The sequence below is a fragment of the Nocardia sp. NBC_01730 genome (genome assembly GCF_035920445.1).
Taxonomy (GTDB): Bacteria; Actinomycetota; Actinomycetes; order Mycobacteriales; family Mycobacteriaceae; genus Nocardia.
In genome coordinates, this window is sequence record NZ_CP109162.1 from 4,667,613 (window position 1) to 4,693,167 (window position 25,555).

General features: G+C 67.5%; 20 protein-coding genes and 1 pseudogene. 14 read left to right on the plus strand and 7 right to left on the minus strand.

What is annotated here, in order from left to right; all coding sequences use genetic code 11:
• Nucleotides 1–22: 22 nt before the first annotated feature.
• Nucleotides 23–505, minus strand: a complete 483-nt coding sequence (locus tag OHB12_RS18810) for a TetR family transcriptional regulator (protein WP_327109910.1) — start codon at nucleotides 503–505, stop codon at nucleotides 23–25.
• A gap of 411 nt (nucleotides 506–916) precedes the next feature.
• Here OHB12_RS18810 and OHB12_RS18815 point away from each other — a divergent pair, with 411 nt between their 5' ends.
• On the plus strand, nucleotides 917–1,663 hold the full coding sequence (locus OHB12_RS18815; protein ID WP_327109911.1) for a tyrosine-protein phosphatase: 747 nt from the start codon (nucleotides 917–919) through the stop codon (nucleotides 1,661–1,663).
• Between the two features lie 7 nt (nucleotides 1,664–1,670).
• Here OHB12_RS18815 and OHB12_RS18820 read toward each other — a convergent pair whose 3' ends face one another.
• Both OHB12_RS18820 and OHB12_RS18825 read right to left on the minus strand, forming a co-directional pair.
• Nucleotides 1,671–2,927 carry a class I adenylate-forming enzyme family protein gene (locus OHB12_RS18820; RefSeq protein WP_327109912.1) on the minus strand — a complete coding sequence of 419 codons (1,257 nt, stop codon included), beginning with the start codon at nucleotides 2,925–2,927 and terminating at the stop codon, nucleotides 1,671–1,673.
• A gap of 92 nt (nucleotides 2,928–3,019) precedes the next feature.
• Nucleotides 3,020–3,814, minus strand: coding sequence for an enoyl-CoA hydratase/isomerase family protein (locus tag OHB12_RS18825; protein WP_327109913.1), 795 nt, complete (start codon nucleotides 3,812–3,814; stop codon nucleotides 3,020–3,022).
• A gap of 178 nt (nucleotides 3,815–3,992) precedes the next feature.
• Here OHB12_RS18825 and OHB12_RS18830 point away from each other — a divergent pair, with 178 nt between their 5' ends.
• The 6 genes from OHB12_RS18830 to OHB12_RS18855 all read left to right on the plus strand — a co-directional run bounded on the left by OHB12_RS18830 (nucleotide 3,993) and on the right by OHB12_RS18855 (nucleotide 15,489).
• Nucleotides 3,993–5,018 (plus strand): glutathione S-transferase family protein, encoded by a 1,026-nt coding sequence (locus OHB12_RS18830; RefSeq protein WP_327109914.1) that lies wholly within the window; start codon nucleotides 3,993–3,995, stop codon nucleotides 5,016–5,018.
• 97 nt (nucleotides 5,019–5,115) lie between these two features.
• The gene (locus OHB12_RS18835; RefSeq protein WP_327109915.1) at nucleotides 5,116–5,847 is read left to right on the plus strand and encodes a hypothetical protein; all 732 of its coding nucleotides are present in this window, start codon (nucleotides 5,116–5,118) and stop codon (nucleotides 5,845–5,847) included.
• On the plus strand, nucleotides 5,844–6,845 hold the full coding sequence (locus tag OHB12_RS18840) for an ATP-binding cassette domain-containing protein (RefSeq protein ID WP_327109916.1): 1,002 nt from the start codon (nucleotides 5,844–5,846) through the stop codon (nucleotides 6,843–6,845). The genes OHB12_RS18835 and OHB12_RS18840 overlap by 4 nt, the downstream gene beginning before the upstream one ends.
• Nucleotides 6,842–7,624 carry an ABC transporter permease gene (locus OHB12_RS18845; RefSeq protein ID WP_327109917.1) on the plus strand — a complete coding sequence of 261 codons (783 nt, stop codon included), beginning with the start codon at nucleotides 6,842–6,844 and terminating at the stop codon, nucleotides 7,622–7,624. Before OHB12_RS18840 ends, OHB12_RS18845 begins: the two co-directional genes overlap by 4 nt.
• Nucleotides 7,625–7,731: 107 nt before the next feature.
• Nucleotides 7,732–11,604: an ABC transporter ATP-binding protein gene (locus OHB12_RS18850; RefSeq protein ID WP_327109918.1), complete on the plus strand. Its 3,873-nt coding sequence runs from the start codon at nucleotides 7,732–7,734 to the stop codon at nucleotides 11,602–11,604.
• 105 nt (nucleotides 11,605–11,709) lie between these two features.
• Nucleotides 11,710–15,489: a multifunctional oxoglutarate decarboxylase/oxoglutarate dehydrogenase thiamine pyrophosphate-binding subunit/dihydrolipoyllysine-residue succinyltransferase subunit gene (locus OHB12_RS18855; protein WP_327109919.1), complete on the plus strand. Its 3,780-nt coding sequence runs from the start codon at nucleotides 11,710–11,712 to the stop codon at nucleotides 15,487–15,489.
• Nucleotides 15,490–15,648: 159 nt separating this feature from the next.
• Here OHB12_RS18855 and OHB12_RS18860 read toward each other — a convergent pair whose 3' ends face one another.
• Nucleotides 15,649–15,843: a transposase gene (locus OHB12_RS18860; RefSeq protein ID WP_327109920.1), complete on the minus strand. Its 195-nt coding sequence runs from the start codon at nucleotides 15,841–15,843 to the stop codon at nucleotides 15,649–15,651.
• A gap of 131 nt (nucleotides 15,844–15,974) precedes the next feature.
• Here OHB12_RS18860 and OHB12_RS18865 point away from each other — a divergent pair, with 131 nt between their 5' ends.
• On the plus strand, nucleotides 15,975–16,265 hold the full coding sequence (locus tag OHB12_RS18865; RefSeq protein ID WP_327109921.1) for a contact-dependent growth inhibition system immunity protein: 291 nt from the start codon (nucleotides 15,975–15,977) through the stop codon (nucleotides 16,263–16,265).
• 435 nt (nucleotides 16,266–16,700) lie between these two features.
• A pseudogene (locus tag OHB12_RS18870) lies at nucleotides 16,701–17,213 on the plus strand (ATP-binding cassette domain-containing protein); the annotation flags it as partial.
• On the opposite strand, the gene OHB12_RS18875 reads toward OHB12_RS18870, so the two are convergent.
• A complete protein-coding gene (locus OHB12_RS18875; protein WP_327109922.1) occupies nucleotides 17,109–17,726 on the minus strand; it encodes a hypothetical protein in 618 nt (205 codons plus the stop codon). The pseudogene OHB12_RS18870 and the gene OHB12_RS18875 overlap by 105 nt on opposite strands.
• Nucleotides 17,727–17,759: 33 nt before the next feature.
• Complete coding sequence (locus tag OHB12_RS18880) at nucleotides 17,760–19,196, minus strand: nuclease-related domain-containing protein (RefSeq protein ID WP_327109923.1); 1,437 nt, start codon at nucleotides 19,194–19,196, stop codon at nucleotides 17,760–17,762.
• A 150-nt stretch (nucleotides 19,197–19,346) separates the two neighbouring features.
• Here OHB12_RS18880 and OHB12_RS18885 point away from each other — a divergent pair, with 150 nt between their 5' ends.
• Nucleotides 19,347–19,517: a hypothetical protein gene (locus OHB12_RS18885; RefSeq protein WP_327109924.1), complete on the plus strand. Its 171-nt coding sequence runs from the start codon at nucleotides 19,347–19,349 to the stop codon at nucleotides 19,515–19,517.
• A 50-nt stretch (nucleotides 19,518–19,567) separates the two neighbouring features.
• Here the strand turns inward: OHB12_RS18885 and OHB12_RS18890 are convergent, their stop codons facing one another.
• Nucleotides 19,568–20,212: a TetR/AcrR family transcriptional regulator gene (locus OHB12_RS18890; protein WP_327109925.1), complete on the minus strand. Its 645-nt coding sequence runs from the start codon at nucleotides 20,210–20,212 to the stop codon at nucleotides 19,568–19,570.
• A 71-nt stretch (nucleotides 20,213–20,283) separates the two neighbouring features.
• On the opposite strand from OHB12_RS18890, the gene OHB12_RS18895 reads away from it, so the two are divergent.
• The 4 genes from OHB12_RS18895 (at nucleotide 20,284) to OHB12_RS18910 (ending at nucleotide 25,489) form a co-directional block, all read left to right on the plus strand.
• A complete protein-coding gene (locus OHB12_RS18895) occupies nucleotides 20,284–21,813 on the plus strand; it encodes a flavin-containing monooxygenase (RefSeq protein WP_327109926.1) in 1,530 nt (509 codons plus the stop codon).
• A complete protein-coding gene (locus tag OHB12_RS18900) occupies nucleotides 21,810–22,640 on the plus strand; it encodes an SDR family NAD(P)-dependent oxidoreductase (protein ID WP_327109927.1) in 831 nt (276 codons plus the stop codon). The genes OHB12_RS18895 and OHB12_RS18900 overlap by 4 nt, the downstream gene beginning before the upstream one ends.
• A gap of 20 nt (nucleotides 22,641–22,660) precedes the next feature.
• Entirely contained in the window at nucleotides 22,661–23,578 is a 918-nt protein-coding gene (locus tag OHB12_RS18905; protein WP_327109928.1) for an alpha/beta hydrolase, read from the plus strand.
• Between the two features lie 117 nt (nucleotides 23,579–23,695).
• Nucleotides 23,696–25,489 (plus strand): AMP-dependent synthetase/ligase, encoded by a 1,794-nt coding sequence (locus tag OHB12_RS18910; RefSeq protein ID WP_327109929.1) that lies wholly within the window; start codon nucleotides 23,696–23,698, stop codon nucleotides 25,487–25,489.
• The last annotated feature ends 66 nt before the right edge of the window (nucleotides 25,490–25,555 follow it).

Below are 25,555 nucleotides of genomic sequence, written 5' to 3' on the forward strand. Positions count from 1 at the left end.
AAACGTCCAGTATTTCTGCCTACTAGTTCTCGACAGCCTTCGTCGTCAGGATGGCGACCAGGTCGTCCAGCACGACCAGCATGGTTTCGTCATTGCCGTCGGCCAGCCAGCGCAAGACAGCGCCCCGGACGAGCGACACGACGTATGCGGCGATCGCCCCCACCGGTTCGAGCCACTGCGTTCCGGATCGCTCGGCGCACAGCTCGAGGAACGTGGCGACCTCGGTGTCCATCTCCTGATAGGCCGCCGACGCGATCGGGTCCGCGGCACAGCTTGTCCGCACTCCCCAGCGAGTGCTCAGCATCTGCACCGTCGCCTCGTATGCCCTGAGATGCTTGGTCGGAGCAGCCGTGATCAACGGCCAGTATGCGCTGATCCCGGAGTGCAGCAAGACCCGCAGTGCGCGGACCCCAGTGTGATCGAGCGTGGCCGCTGCCTCTTCGACCGCCTCACAGATGCTCGGTCGCAGCCGTACCTCTGCTACTACTTCTCCACGTGTGCTCAACGACGACTCCCTCGGCGAAAAAATTTCGCGCACCTTCGTCGGCGCGACTCGCTGAACGGGCGGGCTATCTCGGGAAACACCAGGCTGCCCGGTCCAACGTTCGTCAATGGTAGTGGTTTTTCGGGGTTTGAGAATGGCTTAAGTGGGTATTTCAGACTGAAAGAATGTTTTGTTACCCAAACGGAATGCCGCCGGGACATACCGAAGCTCTCCGAAAATCGCGCTATGACGGTCGACCTCAGCCCTACCTGCCGTACGCCAGACCGTAAGCCACTTTACGGTACCGGACCTCGATGCACCCGCAATTCTGTGATCTATCACACACCAGAACCACTCAAATCAGGCACCCGTGTGTGGCGTTCGATCCGATAACGACTCCTTTTCGTACCGCGAGGCCGATAGCCTGGACCGGTGACTCTCTCGCCGCCCGCCGACCAGTACTTCCTCTCCGGCACGTTCAACTTCCGAGACACCGGCGGCCTGCGCACCGTCGACGGCGCGAAGGTCCGCCCCGGCGTGCTGCTGCGTTCGGCTCAGCTGAGCGGCCTCGACGACGCGGGCCACGCGGCGCTACGCGACCTGAGCGTCAGCGACGTGCACGACCTGCGCGGACATCGCGAGATCGAGCATATCGGCGCGGACCGGCTGACCGAGGATGTCCGGCTGACCGTCACACCGTTCGACTCCAGAATGGCCGAGGCGCCCCCACACGAGGCCACCGCGCGGACCGCGTTCACGTACATGCTCGAGGTCTACCGGATGTTCCCCGCGCTGCCCGAGGCGAACGGCGCGATTCTCGCCATCGCCGAATCCATCGTGCGTGGCGAGGGCGCCGTGCTCGTACACTGCGCGGCGGGCAAGGACCGCACCGGCTGGGCGATCGCCACGCTCCTGCGCGCCGTCGGCGTCACCGAGGCCGACGTGTTCACCGATTTCCTGCTCAGCAACGGAGCCATCCCCGCGCTCCGTTCCCTGATGACGACGCAACTACTCGGCGGTGAAGAGGTCTCGGTGGATCTGCTCGGCGTGCGCGAGGAATACCTCGACACCGCAAGCACCGCGATGCGCGACCTGCACGGCGATCTCGACGGCTACCTCGCCGCCGTCGGGCTGACGCCCGACCTGCGCGCCCGGCTGCGCATGCGAATGCTGGAGTGAGACCGAGTCATTCGGCGAGCGCCGCTCCCCTGCGGACCAAGCCGTCCGCGTCGATGGTCACCTGATCTCCGGTGTGGAACCAGGTTCCGGTGAACCGCGCCGCGGTGGTGGTCGGATCGTTCCAGTAGCGCGACGTCACATTCGGCCCACGGCACAGCAGCTCACCGCAGCCCGCCGTCGCACGCGGCCCCCACAGCGCCAATTCCGTACCCCCGAACGGGAACCCGAGCACCGCGCCGGCGTCGGAGGGGTCCTCCGCCTGTTCGGCGTCGTCCACGGCGAGGCCGATGCCGCTGGTCTCGGTCGCGCCCCACACCGACCACTGCCGAGCGGTGGGGAACATGCCGCGCAGTTCGGCAGTCAGGTCGGCGGGCGTGGCGGGTGCGGCGGCGCGTTCGCCGCGGTGACCGGCTTTGCTGATCCGGGCGATGCCCTCGGTACACAACCCCTCGGCGCGCAACTCGGCGAGTTCCGGTAATAGGCCCGCGAAGATCCGCGGCGTCGCCGAGACCATATCGATCCGTTCGGCCGCAATGGCTTCCGCGAGCGCGCGGGTGTCCCTGGCGAGCACGACGGTGCCGCCGACCGCGAAGGTCGGCAGCAGTTGATCGACACAGCCGCTGGCGTGCGCCAACGGAAGCAGCACCAGGTTGCGCAGGCCGTCGGTCGGCAGATTCAGTGCGGCGACCATCGACCGCACGGCCGAAAGCAGGTTTTCGTTGGTCAGTTCCACACCCTTGGGGGTGGTGGTTCCGCTGGTGTAGCACAGCAGCGCCAAATCCCCCAGTGCCGCACCGTCATCGATGTACGCGGCACCGTCGGGCAGTTCGGTGCCCGAGCAGGCACGCCCGAGCACGAAATCGGCGCGACTGTCGGCGATCACGCGCTCGGCGACCGCCTCGGGCAGACCGTCGTGCACCAGCACCGGCACCGCGCCGCTGAGCAATGCGCCGAGAAAGGCCTGCACCCAGCGCGCACCGGAGGGCATGTGAATGGCGACACGGTCGCCGTAGCCGATGCCATGCTCCTGCAGCCCGCCGGCGATCCGCGAGGCGGAGTGCCACAGCTCACGGTAGGTCAGGCGCGGGCCGCCGACCTCGACCACGGCCTCGCGCGTCGAGAACGCGTGGACCTGCAGATCCAGCAGTTCGGTCAGCGCGGGCGTGAGGTTTCCGTAGCGCAGAACCCCGTCCGCACCCCGGGCCAGTGGGTTGTCCCAGACATGCGGGCGGGTCAGGGGGTATTCGATGAGCAACTGCGACATTCGTCCTCCGCGTGCCTCGAGTCAGCAGGCACTGCGACTATATGATGCATGTCACAATCTCGCTGGGATAGGAGATGAACGTGTCCTACCCGTCACCGGCCGGAGTAATCGGCCTTCCCCGGACCGACCTCGAGGAAGCTGCGCACCGCACCCTTCAGGTCGTCGGTGGCGAACAGCGCGCCGGACACCTCCGGCGTCACCGAATCCGCATGCGCCACACCACCGGAACGCCACGCCTCGACAATCTTCTTTGTCGCCGCGTGCGCCTTCGTCGGGCCATCGGCCAGACGGCGGGCCAGCTCCTTCGCCGCCGCGTCGACGTCGTCGTGTACGGCGTTCACCACGCCCCAGTCCGCCATGGTCGCCGCGTCGTACAGATCGCCGGTCATCACGAATTCGCGGGCCCGGCCCGAACCCGCGCGCTCGGCCAGGCGCTGCGGGCCGCCCATCGACGGGGTCAGTCCGACCACGGTCTCCACCAGTCCGAACTTCGCCTTCGGCGCGGCGAGCAGGAAGTCGCAGGCGAGCGCGATCTCGAAGGCGGCGGTCAGGGTCAGACCGTGCGCGGCGAACACCACCGGACACGACAGCGCCTCCAAGGGGTGGATGATCTGCGCGAACAGCGTGCGCCACAACTCGGCGCCCTGCTCAGTGGTCAGTCCGTCGAACATGTGGACGTCGACGCCGCCTGACACCACCTTGCCCTCGGCGCGCAGCAGCACCGCGCGCGGCGGGCGGCCCGACAGTTCGCCGATATCGGCGACCAGCGAGTCCAGCATGGCCCGATCGAACAGGTTGAGCGGCGGATGGGCGAGGGTGAGGGTCGCCACCTCCGCACCGCCGTCGGTGATCTCACGCTCCAGCCGGGTGGCCGTCGTTTCATTCATCCGGTCAGCCTAGGCGTACCTCCGCCTTCGCTCCGGCCATGCGCGGGCTGAGGACGGACCGCGTCCGGCAGCGCCCGCTAGGGCGTACCTCCGCCTTCGCTCCGGCCATGCGCGGGCTGAGGACGGACCACGTCCGGCAGCGCCCATTACTAGGACGTCGATCTGCGAGACTGTCCGGGTGACCAAGTCGGCCAGTGAAAACGGTTCCTACGTCGAGCCAGGCGAGTTCAAGCGGGACACCAACTACATCACCACCAGGATCACGGCCGACGGCCGAGACGGCTACCCGGTGGAGCCGGGCCGCTACCGCCTGGTCGCCGCACGGGCCTGCCCGTGGGCCAATCGGACGCTGATCGTGCGCCGCCTGCTCGGACTGGAGGACGTGCTCTCGCTCGGCCTGTGTGGGCCCACCCACGACAAGCTCAGCTGGACCTTCGATCTGGATCCCGGCGGTGTCGACGCGGTGCTCGGCATCCCCCGGCTGCGTGACGCGTACCTGGCGCGGTTCCCTGACTATCCGCGCGGCATCACAGTGCCCGCGATCGTGGACGTACCGACCGGCCGAGTCGTCACCAACGACTACGCGCAGATGACCCTCGACTTCTCCACCGAGTGGACGGCATACCACCGGCCCGGGGCGCCGCAGTTGTACCCCGAGGCGTTGCGGGCGGAGATCGACGAGGTGAATCGCACAGTATTCCGCGACGTCAACAACGGCGTCTACCGCTGCGGTTTCGCCGGGTCGCAGGACGCCTACGACGACGCCTACGACCGGCTCTTCGACCGGCTGGATCAGCTCGCGGAACGCCTTGCGGCGCAACGCTATCTGGTCGGCGATACGATCACCGAGGCCGATGTGCGGCTGTTCACCACGCTGGTGCGGTTCGACCCGGTCTACCACGGGCACTTCAAGTGCAACCGGTCGAAGCTCGCCGAGATGCCGGTGCTGTGGGCGTACGCGCGTGACCTCTACCAGACCCCTGGTTTCGGCGACACCATCGACTTCGGGCAGATCAAGACGCATTACTACGTGGTGCACCGGGACGTCAACCCGACCGGGATCGTCCCGAAGGGACCAGAGCTGGCGAACTGGCTCACCCCGCACGGCAGGGAAGCCCTCGGCGGCAGGCCGTTCGGCGATGGAACCCCGCCGCCTCCTCCTCCGTCTGCCGACCGCGTGCCCGCGCTGCACAGTCCGGCGTAGTGGAACCGATCCGGCTGGGTAGTTCGTTGTCATGACGAGCTGACGGCCGCGGTGCCATACAGTTCACCAAGCAGACGGGAAGAGGAGGATGCCGCCGATGGTCAAAGGCGCGTTCGAGAAGACGGTGGTTCAGCTGCTCGATACCGGGTCCCGCCTGCAGGCACCCGCGGTCGCCAAGTACGTCGACCGAATCCGGCGCTCCCATCCCGACGAAACCCCCGCGCACATCATCGAGCGGTTGGAGAAGCAGTACCTGCTCGCGGTGACCGGCAGCGGTAGCGCGGTCGGCGCGACGGCCGCGGTGCCCGGTGTCGGCACCGTCGCGGCGATCGCGGCGGTCAGCGCCGAGACCACGTTCTTCATGGAGGCGTCGGCGGTGTTCACCCTCGCGGTGGCGGCGGTGCACGGCATCTCACCGGAGGACCAGGCACAGCGCAGGGCACTGGTGCTCGCCGTCGTGCTCGGCGAGAGCGGCATGGAGATCGTGCAGAAGAGTGTCGGCACGTCGGCGAAGAACTGGGGCACTGTGTTCGCCAACCGGATTCCCGGACTGTCGAGCATGAACGATTCGCTGGTGAAACGGTTCATCGTCCGGTTCATCACCAAGCGCGCGGCGCTCATGGCGGGCAAGGTACTGCCCGCGGGTATCGGTGCGCTGATCGGCGGCGCGGGTAACCGCGCGCTGGGCAAGTCCACGATCACCAACGCGCGCAAGGCATTCGGTCCCCCGCCCGTGGTGTGGCCCGCCGACCGGCATCTGGTCGTCGACGCCGATCCACTCACCGCGGTCGACCCGGCGCAGCCGAAACCCCCGAAGACGCCGAAATGAGCGGGGCGCGTCCGCTCGCGTTCTCGGTCCGGGCGTTGACCAAGCGGTACGACCTGACGCCCGCCGTGGAGAACGTCAGTTTCACCGTGTCATCCGGCACCACGGCGGCGCTGGTCGGTCCGCGGGGCGCGGGCAAGACCACCGTCCTGCGGCTGCTGCTCGGCCTGCTCGTCCCTACCTCCGGGACCGTTCTCGTCGGCGGCCCGGGGTCGGCCCGTCAGGACGCGGCCGGGTCCTCCCGCATGGTCGGCGGCGTGCTCACGCCGCGCGGTCTTCACCCGGCGAGGACGGCGCGGGACCATCTGTGGAGCTACGCCGCCGCAGGCGGGGTCGCGGACGCGCGGGTGCCCGAGGTGCTGGAGATCGTCGGGCTGAACGAGGAAGCGAGGACGAAGATCGGCGCCATGTCGGCCGGGCAGCAGACCAGGCTGGCCCTGGCGACCGCGTTGCTCACCGATCCCCCGCTGCTGGTGCTCGACGACCCGATGGACGGACTCGACGCCGCGGAACGCGCTTGGCTGCAGGACTTTCTGCGCGGGCACGCTCGGCACGGCGGCAGCGCGCTGCTGTCCAGCGAAAGCCTCGCAGCGGTGTTGCCCAGCGCGGACGCCCTGATCGTGCTGAAGGAGGGCACGGTGGTGTACCAGGGCAGCCCGGCACGACTGCGGCGCGGACATCCGGACCGGCTGGTCGTCGCGGCGTCCACACCGATCGCGCTGGCGACGATGCTCGCCGCGCAAGGCTTTACCGACGCGGTGATCAGGACGGACGGGCGCCTCGCCGTGGCCGAGGCGACGGAAGCGCAGATCAGGGCGGCGGCCGCGGCGGCGCAGGTGCGGTTGGACAGCATCGTCCCCGACCCGATCCACCCCGACCGGGTGCTCGCGTCGCTGACCAAACCCACCGCCGCGCCCGCGCCGCAGTACCCGGGCCTCGCCGCGCCCGCCGGAATCACCAACCAGCAACCATCGCCGATGCCCTACGGAATCCCACGATGATCCCCCTCCTGCCCACGGACTTGGTGCCGACCGTCAATTCCGAGGTCCGCAAGGTCCTCACACTGCCGCAGGGCCGGGTGCTCGTCGGCGCGATCCTCGCGATCGCGCTGATCGCGAGCATCGGGTCCGCGAGCCTCGCCGGACCTGCGGCCCCGAAGAGCGAGCCCGCCACCGGGGCCGCGACGATCGGGCTCTACGTTGGCCTCGCGGTGGCCGTGCTAGCGGGCGCGATCTTCGGCGCGGTGAGCAGCGGCACAGAGTACCGGCACCACACCATGGCGGTGACTGCGCTGTTCGCCGCCGACCGCGACCGGCTCGCCGCCTCCAAGTTCCTGGTCACCGGGTGCGTCGCGCTGGCGACCGCGTTCGCGGTCGAGCTGGTCGCGCTCGCAGGGCTGCTCGGCTTCGGCCGGGGCAAGTTCGGTTTCACCGCCGAGTTGCTCGCCGCGCTCGGCGGCGGACTGCTCGCCGCGGTCTGCTGGTCGCTGATCGGGGCGAGCGTCGGGATCCTGCTGCGATCGTCCGCCGCCGCGGCCGGGCTGCTGCTGGGCTGGATCGCCGTCGCCGAACCACTGTTGTGGCTGATCGCGCGTGGCATCGGCATGGCGGGCGGCGTGACCCTGCTGCCCCTCTCGGCCACCGTCAGCACCGTGGCCGTCGGCTCCTACCCCGACAGTGATTTCCTCGCACCCGCCCCAGCCGCCGTCGTTGTCCTGCTGCTGTGGACCATTTGCTTCGGCGCCGCGACCTGGTGGAGCCTGCGCACTCGCGATCTCTGACTCGAAGCGTCTGAAGGGGCTGAAGAAGCTTCGGGAGCAACGACGTGTCGGCGGGTGTCGGTACCGTCAATGGGTAGCGCGGTACAACCGAGGGGCGAGTAGGCGACGTGGACGGGGGCGACAGACCGGGATGGATTCGCAGGCTGTGGGCCGAGTGCAGGCCGCACGGCACGGTGCTCGCCGGACTCGCGGCGGCGTTGCTCGTCGGCGCGGTGGCCGAGACCGCTGGCCCGCTGCTGATCAAACGGGCGGTCGACGCGGCAGGCATCGGTGACACGGCAGCGATCGGCGCGGTCGCTGGACTGCTCGTGCTGCTGGGGGTCGGCCGGTCGGCGGCCGGGTTCGGGCGGCGGCTGCTGGCCGGGCGAATGTCGCTGGATGTGCAGCACGCACTGCGGCTGGACATCCTCGGGTCGTTACAGCGACTGGACGGCATCGGGCAGGACACGATCCGCACCGGGCAGGTGGTGTCGCGCTCGATCACCGATCTCCAGTTGGTGCAGGGACTGATGGCGATGGCGCCGCTGTCGGGCATGGCTTTGCTGGAGTTCGTGCTCGCCGCCGCGGTCATGCTCTGGCTCTCCCCGCCGCTGGCGGCCGTTGCGCTGCTGGTGGTTCCCGCGATCGGCCTTGTGGTCTACCGGGTGCGGCCGCAGCTGCATGCGGCCACGTGGTCGGCGCAGCAGCGTGCCGCCGATCTGGCCCAGCACGTCGAGGAGACGGTCACCGGCGTCCGTGTGGTCAAGGGCTTCGGGCAGGAAGCGCGGATGGTCGGTCTGCTGGAGCGGCTCGGCCGCACGCTGTTCGCGGAGCGCATGCGCGCCGCGCGGATCGACGCGCGGTTCGCTCCGAGCGTCGCGGCGATTCCGCAGGTCGGCATGGTCGCGGTGATCGCGCTCGGCGGAATGCTCGCGCTGCACGGCCTGCTCGGCATCGGCACCTTCGTCGCGTTCGCCGCCTACGTCGCCACCATGACCGGTACCGCGCGCATCCTCTCGTCGGTAATCGTCATGGCCCAGCTGACCAGGGCCGCGGCCGAGCGGGTCTTCCAGGTGATCGACACCGCGCCCGTCATCGCGGACCCCGAACGTCCGGTCGCGCTGCCGGACGGGCCGCTCGGGATCGACATCGATACGCTCACTTTCGGTTTCGACCCCCAACAGCCGGTGCTCCGTGAGATGGACCTGCGCGTGCGGCCCGGCGAGACGGTAGCGATCATCGGCCCTGCGGGTTCCGGCAAGTCCACGCTCGCCCTACTGCTCCCCAGGTTCTACGCGCCGGACTCCGGCAGCATCCAGTTGTTCTCCGAGCACCCCGACTCGCGGCGGACCAACGGAGCAGGCGCCTCCGCCGCCGCGCCGACCGATCCGCACGCCGTGACGCGCGCAGCCGACGTCGTCGGGGTCGACATCGCCGACGTTCGCGCCGCCGACCTGCGCACGGCGATCGGCGTCGTCTTCGACGATCCGTTCCTGTTCTCCGACACCATCGCCGCCAACATCGCGCTCGGGCGACCGGAGGCGACCGACGAGGAGATCCGGCAGGCGGCGATCCAGGCCGCCGCCGCCGACTTCATCGCCGAGTTGCCCGACGGATACGACACTGTGATCGGCGAGCGCGGCCTCACGCTCTCCGGCGGACAGCGACAGCGGATCGCGCTGGCCAGGGCGCTGCTGGCACGCCCGCGCATCCTCGTGCTCGACGACGCCACCTCTGCGGTGGACGCGGTCACCGAGGCCGCGATCTTCGACACGCTGTCCGACCGCGGCGGACGGACCACGCTGATCCTGGCGCACCGGGAATCGACCCTCGCCTACGCCGATCGCATCATCCGGCTACCCGCGCCCGCAGGGCACATCGCCTCCGCGCCGGACGCCTCCGCGACCACGGTGCGGGCCGGTCGGACGCCGCCCCCGCGTTCGGGCGGCGGTCTCTCCGCGGGAGCGACGGCGGACCTGAGCGAGACGCCCGAGCTGCGCCGCACGATCGAGCGCCTGCCACCCGCCACCGAGCAGCCGGGCCTGGACGCACAGCGATTGCGCGAGCCGGATCCGGAGTTCCGGCTGACCCGCATGTTTCGCCCGGTCCGCTGGCTGGTGCTGGCCGTGATGGCGCTGCTCACGGCGGACGCGGTGATCGGCATAGCGTTCCCGCCCCTGGTGCGCTACGCGATCGACAACGGCGTGGTCGGCAACCACGCCGAGGTGCTGGTCCGCGCGGCCCTGCTCGGCGCGGTGCTCGCCGCCGCGGGCTGGGCGGTCGGCGCGGCGACGACGCTACTGACCGCGCGCACCGGCGAGCGGGTGCTGTTCGCGCTACGAGTGCGCAGTTTCGCGCATCTGCAACGGCTCGGCCTGGACTACTACGAGCGCGAGCTCTCCGGCCGGATCATGACCAGGATGACCACCGACGTCGACGCATTGTCGATGTTCCTGCAAACCGGGGTGGCCACCACCCTGGTCGGCGTGCTGACGCTGGCCGGCATCGCGGTCGCGTTGCTCGTCATCGATGTCTCGCTTGCCCTCGTCGTGCTGGTGATGCTGCCCGCCCTGGTGGTCGCGACGGCGCTGTTCCGGCGGATGTCGTCCACTGCATACACCGTGTCGCGGGAGCATGTGTCGGCGGTCAACGCAGATTTCCAAGAGAACGTCACCGGGTTGCGCGCGGTGCAGGCCAACCGGCATGAGCCACGTGCCGCCCGCCGCTTCGCCGAGTACTCCCAGCGCTACCGCGACAGCCGGTTGCGAGCGCAGCGGGCGATCGCACTGTATTTCGCGTTCGTCGTCGGGTGGGCGGATCTGGCGTTGGCCGCGGTGGTGTTCGTCGGAGCGCGCGAGGTCGCCGACGGTGTGACCAGCGCGGGAACGCTGGTCGCGTTCGTGCTGTATCTGCAGCTGCTGTTCGTGCCGATCCTGCAGTTATCACAGATGTTCGACGGGTATCAGCAGGCCAAGGTGGGCCTGCGCCGCATAGGGGATCTGCTGCGCACGCCCTCCTCGATCGCCGCCGACCGGGCCGAGCCGGCGCCGATCGAGGAGGGGTTGCGCGGTGATGTCGCCTTCGACGATGTCCGATTCCGGTACCCGGGCAGCCCGGTTCCGGCTCTGGACGGCGTCTCGCTGCGGGTCCCGGCGGGTTCCACGCTGGCGCTGGTCGGACCGACCGGCGCGGGCAAGTCGACCGTCGTCAAGTTGCTGGCACGTCTGTACGACCTGCCCGCGGGTGTGACGAACGGCACGGGTGGTTCTCCGAAGTCCGGCGCGCTGAGCAACCCCGAGCAGAACGACGACGGCGCCGATGTGGCCGAGCGGAACGGTCCCGGCACGACCGAGCAGAACGGCGCAGGCTCCAGCAATTCCGGCGCGATCCGGGTCGACGGCGTCGACATCCGCGACTACCGCCTCGCCGAATACCGCTCCCGCCTCGGCATAGTCCCGCAGGAAGCTCACCTGTTCACCGGCGACGTGGCGAGCAACATCGCATTCGGGAAACCGTCCGCCACCGCCGAGGAGGTGGCCGCGGCCGCCGCCGCGGTAGGCGCGACCGACATGATCGCCGCCCTCCCGCTCGGTATGGGTCAGCCGGTCGGTGAGCGAGGCCGCGGCCTGTCGGCGGGCCAGCGCCAGCTGATCGCGCTCGCCCGCGCCGAACTGGTCGCCCCGGACTTGCTGCTGCTGGACGAGGCCACCGCGACCCTCGATCCGGACGCCGAGGCATCGGTGCTGGCGGCGAGCCGATCGGTGAGCCGGGACCGCACCACGGTAATCGTCGCGCACCGGCTCGGCACGGCCGCGCGCGCCGACCGGATCGCCGTCGTCGACCACGGCCGAGTCGTGGAATTCGGTCCGCACGCCGCACTGCTCGCCGCCGCGGGACCCTATGCCCGGCTCTGGGCAGCGGCCCGCGAGACAGAGGGAATATTCTCGGGTATCGACGAGTCGTCACCTATGAGGTCGGGGGTGTCGGGTGGTGGTCAGTAGATCCACCGATTTGCTGCTGGGCCTATCCTCAGACAGGGCGCATCGGCGCGTATCCGCTGATTCCCATGCCGGGCACGTCACAAACGTCGCAGCGCGAAGAACGAAATGAGGCGAACACCTGCTGTGAGCAGCTCAACTTCCCAGTTCGGACAGAACCAGTGGCTAGTCGACGAGATGTATCAGAAGTTCAAACAGGATCCATCTTCTGTCGACGCAAGCTGGCACGAGTTTCTGGCCGACTACACACCTGAGGTGAGTGGTGATTCTGGTAACAGCCAGACCGCCGCCACATCCGCGCAGGCTGCCGCCCCGGCTCCGGCGGCCGCGCCTTCAGCAGCTCCGGCTGCCACGACCCCGAAGACGCCGCCCGCCGTGGCGGCAGCGAAGCCCGCCGCGCCCACGAAGCCCGCCGCGCCCGCCAAGGTCACCACGCGCACCCCGCAGACCACCCCGGCGCCCACTTCGAACGCGACGCCGACCTCCGGCCCGAAGCAGGCCGACACCGCCACCGACGAGGCCAAGGTGTTGCGTGGCGCCGCGGCGGCCGTGGCGAAGAACATGGCAGCCTCGCTGGCCATCCCCACCGCGACCAGCGTGCGCGCCATCCCGGCAAAGCTGATGATCGACAACCGCCTGGTCATCAACAACCACCTCGCCCGCACCCGGGGCGGCAAGATCTCCTTCACCCATCTGCTGGGTTACGCCATCGTGCACGCCGTCAGGTCCTTCCCGAACATGAACCGGCACTACGCCGAGATCGACGGCAAGCCGAACGCGGTCACCCCCGCGCACACCAACCTCGGGCTCGCCATCGACCTGCCCGGCAAGGACGGCAGCCGCGCACTGGTCGTCGCCGCCATCAAGGGCTGCGAGACCATGACCTTCGGGCAGTTCCACACCGCCTACGAGGACATCGTGCGTCGTGCCCGCGACGGCAAGCTGACCGCCGAGGACTTCTCCGGCGTCACCATCTCGCTGACCAACCCGGGCACCATCGGCACCGTCCACTCGGTGCCCCGCCTGATGAATGGTCAGGGCGCGATCATCGGCGCGGGCGCCATGGAGTACCCGGCCGAGTTCCAGGGCATGAGCGACGAGCGGATCTCGGAATTGGGCGTCGGCAAGCTGATGACGCTCACCTCCACCTACGACCACCGCATCATCCAGGGTGCGGAGTCCGGTGACTTCCTGCGCACCATCCACCAGCTGCTGATCTCCGACGAGTTCTACGACGAGATCTTCCACGGCCTCGGCGTGCCCTACGAGCCGGTTCGCTGGCGCAAGGACATGCGCGAGCGTGGCGTCGACAAGAGCTCGCGCGTGCTGGAGATGATCGCGGCCTACCGCAACCGCGGCCACCTGATGGCCGACACCGATCCGCTGCGTCTGGTCAAGGACAAGTTCCGCAGCCACCCGGATCTCGATGTCACCCAGCACGGCTTGACCCTGTGGGACCTGGACCGCACGTTCAACGTCGCGGGCTTCCACGGCCAGGAGCAGATGAAGCTGCGCGAGGTGCTCTCCATCCTGCGTGACGCGTACTGTCGCCACGTCGGTGTGGAGTACACCCACATCCTCGAGTCCGAGCAGCTGCAGTGGATCCAGGAGCGGGTCGAGCAGAAGCACGTCAAGCCGACTGTCGCGCAACAGAAGTACATCCTGAACCGGCTGAATGCGGCGGAGGCCTTCGAAACCTTCCTGCAGACCAAGTACGTCGGGCAGAAGCGGTTCTCGCTGGAGGGCGCCGAGGCGGTCATCCCGATGATGGACGCGGTGATCGACCAGTGCGCCGAGCATTCGCTCGACGAGGTCATCATCGGCATGCCGCACCGTGGCAGGCTGAACGTGCTCGCCAACATCGTCGGCAAGCCGTACTCGAAGATTTTCACCGAGTTCGAAGGCAACATGAACCCGGCCGGTGCGCACGGCTCGGGCGACGTGAAGTACCACCTCGGTGCGCACGGCAACTACCTGCAGATGTTCGGCGACAACGAGATCGCGGTCTCGCTGACCGCCAACCCCTCGCACCTGGAGGCGGTCGACCCGGTCCTGGAGGGCCTGGTCCGCGCCAAGCAGGACTTGTTGGACAAGGGCGACGGGCCGGAGGGCTACTCGGTCGTGCCGCTGATGCTGCACGGTGACGCCGCGTTCGCGGGTCAGGGCGTGGTCGCCGAAACGCTGAACCTGTCGGGTCTACGTGGCTATCGGGTCGGCGGCACCATCCACATCGTGGTGAACAACCAGATCGGCTTCACCACCGCACCGGAGAACAGCCGCTCCACCGAATACTCCACCGACATCGCGAAGTTCATCGGTGCGCCGATCTTCCACGTGAACGGTGACGACCCGGAGGCCTGTGACTGGGTGGCCCGCTTGGCGGTGGACTTCAAGCAGAAGTTCCGCAAGGACGTCGTGATCGACATGATCTGCTACCGGCGCCGCGGCCACAACGAGGGCGACGACCCGTCGATGACGCAGCCATACATGTACGACGTCATCGACACCAAGCGCAGCGTCCGCAAGGCGTACACCGAAAGCCTGATCGGCCGTGGCGACATCTCGCTCAAAGAGGCCGAGGACGCCCTGCGCGACTACCAGGGCCAGCTGGAGCGGGTGTTCAACGAGGTCCGCGAGCTGGAGAAGTACACACCGGAACCGAGCGAATCGGTCGAGGGCGACCAGCCGGTGCCCGCGACCGTCGTGACGGCCGTGGACAAGACGGTCCTGCAGCGCATCGGTGACGCGTTCCTCCATGTGCCCGAGGGCTTCAACGTGCACCCGCGCGTCAAGCCGGTGTTGGAGAAGCGCCGCGAGATGGCCTACGAGGGCAAGGTCGACTGGGCCTTCGCCGAGCTGCTCGCCTTCGGCACGCTGATCGATGAAGGCCATGCGGTCCGTCTGACCGGCCAGGACTCCCGGCGTGGCACGTTCACCCAGCGGCACTCGGTGATCATCGACCGCAAGACGGCCGAGGAGTACACCCCGCTGCACAACATCGGCAGCGAGAACCCGGGCTGGTTCGCGGTGCACGACTCGGCGCTGAGCGAATACGCCGCCGTCGGTTTCGAATACGGCTACTCGCTGGGCAACCCCAGCGCGCTCGTGTTGTGGGAAGCACAGTTCGGTGACTTCGTCAACGGCGCGCAGTCGATCATCGACGAGTTCATCTCCTCCGGTGAAGCCAAATGGGGCCAGCTGTCCGATGTCGTGCTGCTGCTGCCGCACGGTCACGAGGGCCAGGGGCCGGACCACACCTCCGGCCGCATCGAGCGCTTCCTCCAGCTGTGCGCGGAGGGTTCGATGACCGTCGCGGTGCCGTCCACCCCAGCGAACTACTTCCACCTGCTGCGCCGCCACGCGCTGGACGGCATCCGCCGCCCGATGATCGTCTTCACCCCGAAGTCGATGCTGCGCAACAAGGCTGTGGTCTCGGATCTCAAGGACTTCACCGAGAGCAAGTTCCGCTCGGTATTCGACGAACCCGCCTACGAGCAGGGCATCGGCGACCGCGGCAAGGTGAAGCGGGTTCTGCTGACCAGCGGCAAGCTCTACTACGAGCTGGCCGCGGAGAAGGCGAAGCAGAAGCGCGAGGACGTCGCGATCGTGCGGATCGAGCAGCTCTACCCGCTGCCCACCTTCCGCCTGAACGAGTCGCTCGACCGCTACCCCAACGCGACCGACCTCGCCTGGGTCCAGGAGGAACCGGCCAACCAGGGCGCTTGGCCCTTCTTCGGCCTCAACCTCCCGGAGGTTCTCCCCGACCGCCTCGGCAAATTGCGCCGCATCTCCCGCCGCGCCATGTCGGCCCCGTCCTCGGGTTCGAGCAAGGTGCACGCGGTGGAGCAGGCTGAGATCGTCGCGGAAGCGTTCGAGCCGACGGCATAGTTTCCTGATCTGACGCCGGGCCGAATCGCTCTGTCCCCCAGAGCAATTCGGCCCGGCGCCTTACTATCCGGAGAACGCCGACCAGGCAGCCACCGCCCAGCAGGATTCGCCGAACTAGCTGTCGGCGTGCATTTCCTTACACGACAACACAAGTCACTTCTATGACCCGTAGCAGGCGGGCACGTCCCGCCAGGGTGAGCCGACGCGGACCCGCCATCGGATCCCGTCGATGAGCTGTCGTTTCGTCCATTTCGGCGGGCGTCCCGCCTTCTTCCCGTGAGGCAGCAGTGGTGCCAGCCGCGCCCATTCGGCGTCGGTCAAGTCCGCGCGCCGCGTCACCGCTACGCTGGGCACGAGGGCTCCGGTGTTCAGTTGGAATCTTGGTCGATCAACCAGTTACCGGAGACCTCGCCATATCACCAACTTCTCCACCCGGACAACGGGGTTCCACCTCCGACCATCGGGCTGATGAAACAGGAGTGGCAGTGGACGGTCCAGAGATCGAATATCTTGCGCAGGCCTACTTCCACCAAGACTTCGACCTCGAAGCGGACTCACCGATGGGCGTCATCCGAAACTTCAGGATCGGCGAACCTCCCGAACAGGTCGAGGCTGTTCGCGAAGCCATTCAGGTTCTGCTCGACTCCGGTGCGAGCGACCAGCAGATGGCCGAGGTGTGGCTGGCGAGAGCCCGCGCCAGCTACGATCCACGGTGTGAGGGGCTTACGATCTCGAAATGGCTGAGGCAAGTAGTCGATGAACTTTCCAGCGGTTGACCGAAACCTTGGCCACTGCACGAGGGTCGAGTACACATTGCGGCCTGCCTCCGCCTCATCCCCGCTGCGCTGAGACGCTCGGGCGGGTAAGACAGCCGCAGGGCGCCAGAAAAGCGGTCAGAAAACCGTACCGCACACCGGACTTATGAGACACGGCCTAGCGATGTCACGCGAGTCGTCGATGAGACGATAACTTCTCAACGCCTCCAACGCGCTTCCGACCTCGCCCTCTGGGTGACCGAGCGCAGCCGCAATGGCAGTAGCTGGGATGTGTCGCTCACGGCGAACATATCGGTACACCGAACCGGTCCTCGTATCATGAGGCGGCGTCCCGACTTCCACAGCCCAGAACCTTAGTCGAACTAACAGTGTTCTTCTGATCTTGAAGATCTTTCGGTAATCGAGTCGTCACCCCCAACTCCACCACAACATCGTGCGACCTCCGGCGGCGCACTGGATACGATCACCGCCCTGCCGCTCGGTATGCGGCAACCAGTGGGCGAACGCGGCCGCGGACTGTCCGCGGGTCAGCGCCAGTTGATCACGCTGGCCCGGGCCGAATTGGTTGGCCCTGACCTGCTGCTGCTCGACGAGGCAACGGCGACCCTCGACCAGGACACCGAGACCGCGCTACTGGTAGCGAGCCGATCACTGACCCGCAACCGCACCTCGGTGATCGTCGCGCACCGGCTCGCGACCGCCGCGCAGGCCGATCGGATCGCCGTCGTCGTGCGCGGGCGGATCGTGGAAACCGGTACGCATGCCGAGCTACTCGCGGCGGTTGTCACGGCGGTTGCCGCCGAACGATGCCGTCTGCTCTGGACAGTTGTCCTCGCTGTCTGCCTAGCAATCGATCTCGTATCGATACCACTGTCGGGGGTTGCCATCTTCATGCAGCCACAGAGTTGCGTCCCGCCCGATCTTCCCCCGAGCACAGCCCGTCGGTGACCGGCCGTCGGGCAGTGCCAGGGTCTCTCGTCCGGTCTCGGTGATCACCCGATCCTCCCGATGGGCTCTACGGATCTCCCAAACGATCGCGTCACCGTGCCGGTGCTGGTCCAGGAAAGCAAGCGTGGAACCCGACACTGCCAGGCCGTGACATCGAGTGACCGGATTCGGTGTGATCGACCGGCCCCCGCTCGCATCCAACTCGACCAACGGGAAGTCGGTGTAGGGGCAGGCATGGACCAGGGTCCGACCGACCTTCAGCGCGTAGCAGTCGCACCAGACGACCCGGCTGCCGGTGTGGGCGGGCGCGAGCCAGGGGATACCGCCGGTGTCGTCCCAGCGGGCCAGGCCGACCAGGAAGCGATGCGACCGCGTGCCGTCCGGATCGGCCGACCAGTAGCTGGCTTCGTCGAAGTAACTGGTCCAGATCCTCCCCTCAGGATCGGTCAGCAACTGCTCCTCGATCATCGCATGGCCGACCGAACTATGCCTACTGCCAGGAAGGGTGGGCAATACGGTCGCCGAGGCCCGTTCGGACTGCCGGGGTCAACAATCGGATCGGAACGGAAGGCACAGCGGCAGCAAATTCAGTTGGGCCGGTGTTTCCGCGACGGTCGGAGGTGGCCCAACGACCTCGGTGGGCGACGTCGGCAATGGTCTCTGCTCTACGGCGTCACCGTGCGGGGTCGAGCAGGCGACGGCCAGCAGCCAGATGGCGCCGATGATGACCGCGATCGATGCCGCGGCCGCGATCTGCTGCGGCCGATGGCCGCCCCCCGCTTGTGGCTGTGCGGTTGTTCGGCCAGCCGTACTCGGGAGCGCCGCGGTGATTCGCCGGAGATCCGCAATGCGTGGTCGACGCTCGACGATGACCGGTGTTGTGGGCCATCGCAGTGGCCGGGCTCCGGTGTTCGACGTGGATCGCAGTGACAGCCGATGCTGCGGTGGCGGCGTGGGGTGCGAGCGCGATGATGCAGGGGCGGGGCGTACTGGCCGGTCGGCGTCGGATTCGATCCACGACGACCACCGGTCCGTGAAGGGCGACGACAACACGGGCACTGATTGTGCAGCGGAATCGAGTGCCGGGCCCGACGACAAGGGCTCCGATGCTGAGTGTTCCGGTGCGGCGTGTTCCGGTGCAGCAGGCTTCGGCGCAAAAGATTCCGACGCCACTGGGGCAATCGGCGCCACGCCTGACACCCCGACTGTGGAATGCGCTGGCGGGACACCCGAATTCGCAGGCGTACCGGCGGCGGTCGAGATTCCGGTGGCAGGCGTGTCGTCGACCGGACGAGGCTCGCGCGCCGCGTTTTCGAGCGCCGCAAGTGCAGTCCCGGCACGCAGCTTCCGCTCCAGCGGAAAGCCGTCCGCAACCAGATCTTCGAGAGTCACCTGATCGGCCAGGTCCAAGTCGCCGAGCAGGGCGTGCACGCGCTCTGCGGTCCAGATGAGCTTTCGGCTCACGGTGCGGTGGAACCAGGCGCGCAGCTCGCGAGGGCTGGATCCGAGCAGCACCCCGCAACCGCGCCTGCGCGTTTCGATGTTCAGTGTGATGTTCGAGTCTCGGGGCGGCACCACGACGATCAAGCCGTCGACGAAAGCGTCGGCGTGGTGCTTGCGCACCAGTTCCTCCAGGTTCAAGACGTTGCTCGACACCTGGTCGAACGGGCTGCTGTCGTGGTCGCGCACGTGGATCGGGTCACCCTCGAAGCCGGACAGCCGCCAGCGTCCGTTGGCCTGCACCGAGAGAACGCCTGTCATGGCTTCCGGCGCGGTCCCCTTCACCCCGACCACGACCGCAGCCCTGGGCGTGATCACGACCAGATCGGCTTCCCGCGCCTCTCCCTCGCCATTGTGGTCCGGTAGGTAGCACCCTGAGATCGCCAGTCCCACAATGACGTACTGCCCGGTCCAGGTCCGCATCCAGTCGAGCACACGCTGCTCGGATCGCGGCGCCGCCGTTCGTTCGTTGATGACCAACATCAGCGGCCACCTCCATCGCGTTCCACACAATCGACCGCTCAACGATATTCGCCGCGGAGCCCGGAAATGATTCGAAAGGCACTGTAAGAGCACGGCATTGGCAGCACTAGGGCAGTCCACGTCCAGCATGGCGACAGGAGCGCCGTACCGGTGTGCGCGGTCATCGGACACGGGTCGATGTTGGCCGGCAGGCGGTTCGCCGACATGTATCGCCTGGTTGGACGAGCTCCTGCCGTGGCGGAGAAGTTCATCCCGCTCACGGTCAGGAATGCGCTGCGCGACCGGAAGATTCCGATCTACGGCGACGGCCCGCAGCGGTAGCGCCGGTTGTACGTGGCCGATCACCGCACTGTGGTGCAGAGGGCCGCCGGTCACCCACGCAGCGCGGCCGCCAGCGCCGGGTCGACGGAAGAGGCTATGGCGATGAGGGATTCGGCGAGAAGGTCGATGAGGTCGGCGCGCGGGATGGGTTCGGTGCGCAACCAGGTGAGGGTGGCTTCCTCGACGAAGGCGATCCAGCCACGCATGGCGAGCGTGAGGCGGGGGCGGTCGGCGGCGTCGACGGAGACAGGGGCCTCGGTGAGGATGATGCCGATGATGGCGTCCCGGGTCTGGTCGGCCAGCGGCGCCAGGTCGGGACTGACGCTGGTGGGGCCGCGCAGCAGCGCCAGGTAGGAGGTGCGGTTATCGCTGACGTATTCGACGTAGCGCTCGATCGAGTCGCGCAACATCTCGAACACCGCGAGGTTGCGGTCGGGGGTGACGCGCTGGAGCAACTCGGCGTTGGCATGCCGCACGATCGCAAGCTGAAAGTCCTGCTTGGTCGGGAAGTAGTGGAAGAGCAGACCGCGGGAGATGCTCGCCTGTTCGGCGATCTCGCTGATGGAGATGTCTTCGATGGCTCGATCGCCAAGCATCTCGGCGCCCAAGGTGATCAGCTGCTCGCGGCGTTCATCCGGACTCATGCGGACCCGCTTGGCGGTTTCCCCGGAACTCCTCCTGCTCACCGAACCCATGCTACCGACTCTTACTGAACACTAGTCAATACTGTTGACTGCCACTGGGTGAACACCGTATTCTCAGATATATGAGTCGCAAGGTTACAGACAAAGCTGTCGTCAACCGGCCCACCCGCCACGCCAAGACGATCATCATCGGCAGTGGGTTCGCGGGTCTGGGTCTGGCCATCCGACTGACCCAGCAGGGTCGCAACGATTACCTTGTGCTGGAGCGCGGCAGCGATGTCGGCGGCACCTGGCGCGACAACACCTACCCCGGCGCGGCCTGCGACGTCCCCTCGCACCTGTACTCGTACTCCTTCGAGCTCAACCCGAACTGGTCTCGGTCGTTCTCCCGTCAGGGCGAAATCCAGCAGTACATCGAGAAAGTGTCCGCGCGCTACGGCGTGCGCGATAAGCACCTCTTCGACTGCGACGTGACCAGTGCTCGCTGGAACAACGACTCCGCGGTGTGGGAGATCGAATCCAGCCAGGGCAGCTTCACCGCTGACACCGTGGTGTCCGCGGTCGGTGCGCTGTGCGAGCCCGCGCTGCCGGACATCAAAGGCATCAACGGGTTCGAGGGCGAAGTCTTCCACTCCGCGCGGTGGAACCACGACGCCGACCTGACCGGCAAGCGGGTCGCCATCATCGGCACCGGCGCCTCGGCCATCCAGATCGTGCCCGCCATCGCCCCGAAGGTCGGCCGGCTGGATGTCTACCAGCGCACCGCGCCCTGGCTGCTGCCGCGCCTGGACCGCCCTTACACCAAGGCCGAGCGGCTGGCCTTCAGGCATGTACCCGGTCTACAGCGCCTATCCCGCGCGGCGATCTACGCCGCGCGCGAGACCCAGGTGGTCGGCCTCGCCAAGGTTCCCGCGTTGATGCAGGTGCTCGAGCTGGTCGCGAAGGCGAAGCTGCGGGGGGAGATCCGCGATCCCGAGTTACGCGCCAAGGTCACCCCGAACTTCCGGATCGGCTGCAAGCGCATGCTGATCTCCAACGACTACTACCCGACGCTGGCCCGGCCCAATGTCGACGTCGTCACCGACGGCATCGCCGAGGTCCGCAAGAACTCGATCGTCACCAAGGACGGTACCGAGCGGGAGATCGACGCCCTGATCGTCGCGACCGGCTTCCACGTCACCGACTCCCCGACCTACGACACGATCACGGGCCGCGACGGTCGCACCCTGTCGGAGGTGTTCGACGAGATCGGCCAGCAGGGCTACAAGGGCAGCACGATCGCCAACTTCCCCAATATGTTCTTCCTACTCGGCCCGAACGTCGGCCTAGGGCACACGTCGATGGTGTACATGATCGAATCGCAGATCAACTACGTCGCCGACGCGCTGGCCACCGTCGACCGAATGGGACTTCGGACCGTTGAGGTCCGCCGCGATATGCAGGATGCTTACAACAAGGACCTGCAGCAGAAGCTGTCCGGCAGCGTCTGGGTGACCGGCGGCTGCTCCAGCTGGTACCTGGACAAGCACGGCAACAACACCACACTGTGGCCTGACTTCACCTTCGAATTCCGTAGGCGGACCAAGAGATTCGACGTGGCCGCTTACGACGTATCCCTCTCCCGAGCCGACCTGAAAGCGGTGGCACAGTGAGCAATGACGCTTACTTCAAGAACAAAGTGTGTGTGATCACCGGAGCGGGCTCCGGTATCGGTCGCGCGCTGGCCGAGAATCTCGCCGAGCGCGGCGCCAAACTGGCACTGTCCGATATCGACACCGCGGGGCTGGCCGAGACCGCGCGCCGTTGCGAACAGCTCGGCGCCGAGGTTACATCCGACCGGCTGAACGTGGTCGAGCGGGAAGCGGTGCTGCACTACGCCGATACCGTGAAGGCGCATTTCGGCACGGTGCACCAGGTCTACAACAACGCAGGCATCGCCCACCACGGCGAGGTGATCCGCTCGGAATTCAAGGACTTCGAGCGCGTCATGGACGTCGACTTCTGGGGTGTCGTCAACGGCACCAAGGCGTTCCTGCCGATGGTCATCGAATCCGGCGACGGCCACATCGTCAACGTGTCCAGCCTGTTCGGCCTGATCGCGATCCCCGGCCAGAGCGCGTACAACGCGGCCAAGTTCGCGGTGCGCGGCTTCACCGAGTCGCTGCGCCAGGAAATGCTGGTTGCCGAGCACCCGGTCAAAGTGACCTGTGTGCACCCCGGCGGCATCAAGACCGCGGTAGCACGCAACGCCACCTACGCCGAAGGCATCGACGGCACGTCGGCTGCCTCGATGTTCGACAAGAAGCTGGCCATCCACACCGCGGAGATGGCCGCGAAGACCATCACCGAAGGCGTGCGCAAGGGACACGGCCGCGTACTGATCGGCTGGGAGGCCAAGCTGCTCGACATGTTGGTGCGGGTCACCGCGTCGGGCTACCAGCGCATCGCGACCACCGTCGAACGCCGTTTCCTGCCCTGATCCGGATTCGAGGAACAACCATGCGGGACATCAACCTTCCGCTGCCCGTGGCGCGGGCAGTGCTGAATCCGATCTTCCGGGCCACGCTCAACCAGCGGTTGTCGTTTCCGACGCAGCGCCTACTGCTCGACGTGAGCTCGCGGGCGCAGCTGCTGCCTGAGGGCAGCGTCGTGCGAACGCTGCGTTTCGGCGGCAGGCCCGCGGAGCGGATCACCGGCGGCGCCCTTTCCTCCCAGGGCGCTGTGCTCTACCTGCACGGCGGCGGATACGCGGTCGGTTCCCTCGCGACACACCGTTCGCTGGCAGCCCGGCTCGCGCGCGACACCGGCTGCCCGGTCTACGTCCTCGACTACCGGCTGGCGCCGGAGCACCCGTTCCCCGCCGCGCTGGACGACGCCGAGGCGGCATTCCTGGAGCTGATGTCGGACGCGGGCTACCGCCCGGATCAGATCACCATCTCCGGTGACTCCGCGGGCGGCGGACTCTCGCTGGCGCTGGCGCAGCGTCTGATCGCGCGGCACGGGCACACTCCCGCCGCCCTCGGCCTGATCGCGCCGTGGGGGGACCCCAACCGGATCCCGGACCGCGAGCGCGATCTGGTGATCAACAAGCCGTGGTCGCGCGCCTGCGCGGCCGCCTATCTGGGCGCAGGGGACCCGACCGATCCCGGCTACGCTCCGCTGACCGGTGAGCTGCGCGGCCTGCCGCCGACCTATGTGCAGGTCGACGTCAGCGAGCTGCTGCACGGGCAGTGCGTCGATCTGGTCGCCGCGCTGCGGGCGGCGGGCGTGCACGTCCGCTTCACCGAGAGCGAGGGCCTCTGGCACGTCGCGCAGTTGCAGGCCGCATTGGTGGCGCCCGCGGCCGCCGCGTTGCGCGAACTCGCCGAGTTCCTGCGCGAAGCGATCCAACCGCTGGACCTGCGCGACCTAGGATGAATACGGAGCGGATCCGTAGTCCGCGATGGCGTGCGGATCCATTTCGGTGGTCCACCTCACGGCCCCGGCACAGGTGTCGTAGATTACTGGCGAGTAAACACACGTGGAAGGGCACTGATGCGAGAGTTCGAAGTCCCGGCTTCCTACACCATTCCGGATGACGCGAACAATTCCGACAACGTCTTCCGCCATGCTGAGCAGTCGCCGAACGCGGTGCTGTTCAACGTGCCGAACGGCAGCGGTGGCTGGCAGGACGTGACGGCCGCGGAATTCGCGAAGACCGTCACCGGCGTGGCCAAGGGCCTGATCGCCTCGGGCATCGAACTCGGCGAGCGGGTCGCCATCATGGCCCCGACCCGATACGAGTGGGCCGTACTCGACTTCGCCATCTGGGCCGCGGGCGGATGCACCGTCGCCATCTACGACAGCTCCGCTGCCGAGCAGGCCAAGTGGATCCTGCAGGACTCCGCCACCAAGGTGCTCATCCTCGACAGCGACAAGCACCGCAAGGTCATCGACCAGATCGAAACCGGGTCGCTTCCGGATCTGAAGGAGACCCTGCAGATCGACAAGGGCGCGCTCGACGAGCTGACCGCGCGGGGCGCCGAGCTGGACGACCAGGCCGTGCACGACCGCCGCGCTCAGGTCAACGCCGCGTCGCCGGCCACCCTGATCTACACCTCCGGCACCACCGGCAGGCCCAAGGGCGTCATGCTCTCGCATGCCAACCTCTACGCCGAGTCCGCGTCCTGCCGGATCGCGCTGAGCAAGTACATCACCGAGGGCAAGAAGACCCTCGCATTCCTGCCGCTGGCGCACGTTTTCGCGCGCGGCCTGGCGTTGACCACGTTCGACGCCAAGGTGACCGTCGCGCACACTGCCGACTGGTCCACCCTGGTCGAGCAGTTCGGCAGTTTCCAGCCGCACTTCATCGTCTCGGTGCCGCGCGTCTTCGAGAAGGTGTTCAACAGCGCCAAGCAGAAGGCGCACGACAGCGGTAAAGGCAAGATTTTCGATGCCGCGGCCGACACCGCCATCGCGTGGAGCGAGTCGATCGACACCGGCGGGCCCGGGATCGCACTCAAGCTGAAGCACGCGCTGTTCGACAAGCTGGTCTACAGCAAGCTGCGCGCCGTACTCGGCGGCCAGTGCGAGGCGACCATGTCCGGCGGCGGCCCGCTCGGCGCGCGTCTCGGCCATTTCTTCCGCGGCGTCGGGCTGACCATCTACGAAGGCTACGGCCTCACCGAGACCACGGCGGCCGTCACCGCGAACACTGTGGAGCACATCCGGGTCGGCTCGGTCGGCAGGCCGATCGAGGGCCACGCCGTCAAGATCGCCGAGGACGGCGAACTGCTGGTGCGTGGCCCGGTCGTGTTCAACGGCTACTGGGGCAATGCCGAGGCTACCGAGGATGCCTTCGAGGACGGCTGGTTCAAGACCGGTGACCTCGGCGCCATCGACGCGGACGGCTTCGTCACGATCACCGGCCGCAAGAAGGAGATCATCGTCACCGCCGGTGGCAAGAACGTCTCCCCCGCGCTGCTCGAAGACTCGCTGCGGGCGCACCCGCTGATCAGCCAGGTGATGGTGGTCGGCGACGGCCAGCCCTTCGTCGGCGCGCTGATCACCCTCGACCCGGAGTCGCTGCCCGGCTGGAAGGAGCGCAACAGCCTGCCCGCCGACACCCCGATCGAGAAGCTCATCGAGAACCAAGGCCTGATCGCCGAGATCAACGCCGCGGTGGCCGAGACGAACCAGAAGGTCTCGCACGCCGAGCAGATCAAGAAGATCCGCATCCTGTCGACCGACTGGACGCAGGAGACCGGCGAGCTCACCCCGAAGATGTCGCTCAAGCGCGCGGTCGTGATGAAGCAGCACGCCGACGACGTGGCGCAGATCTACGGCTGACCCAGCCACCGAGAGGCGCTGTCCGCAGAGCTGTTCGCGGGCAGCGCCTTTCTCGGATCCGAACCT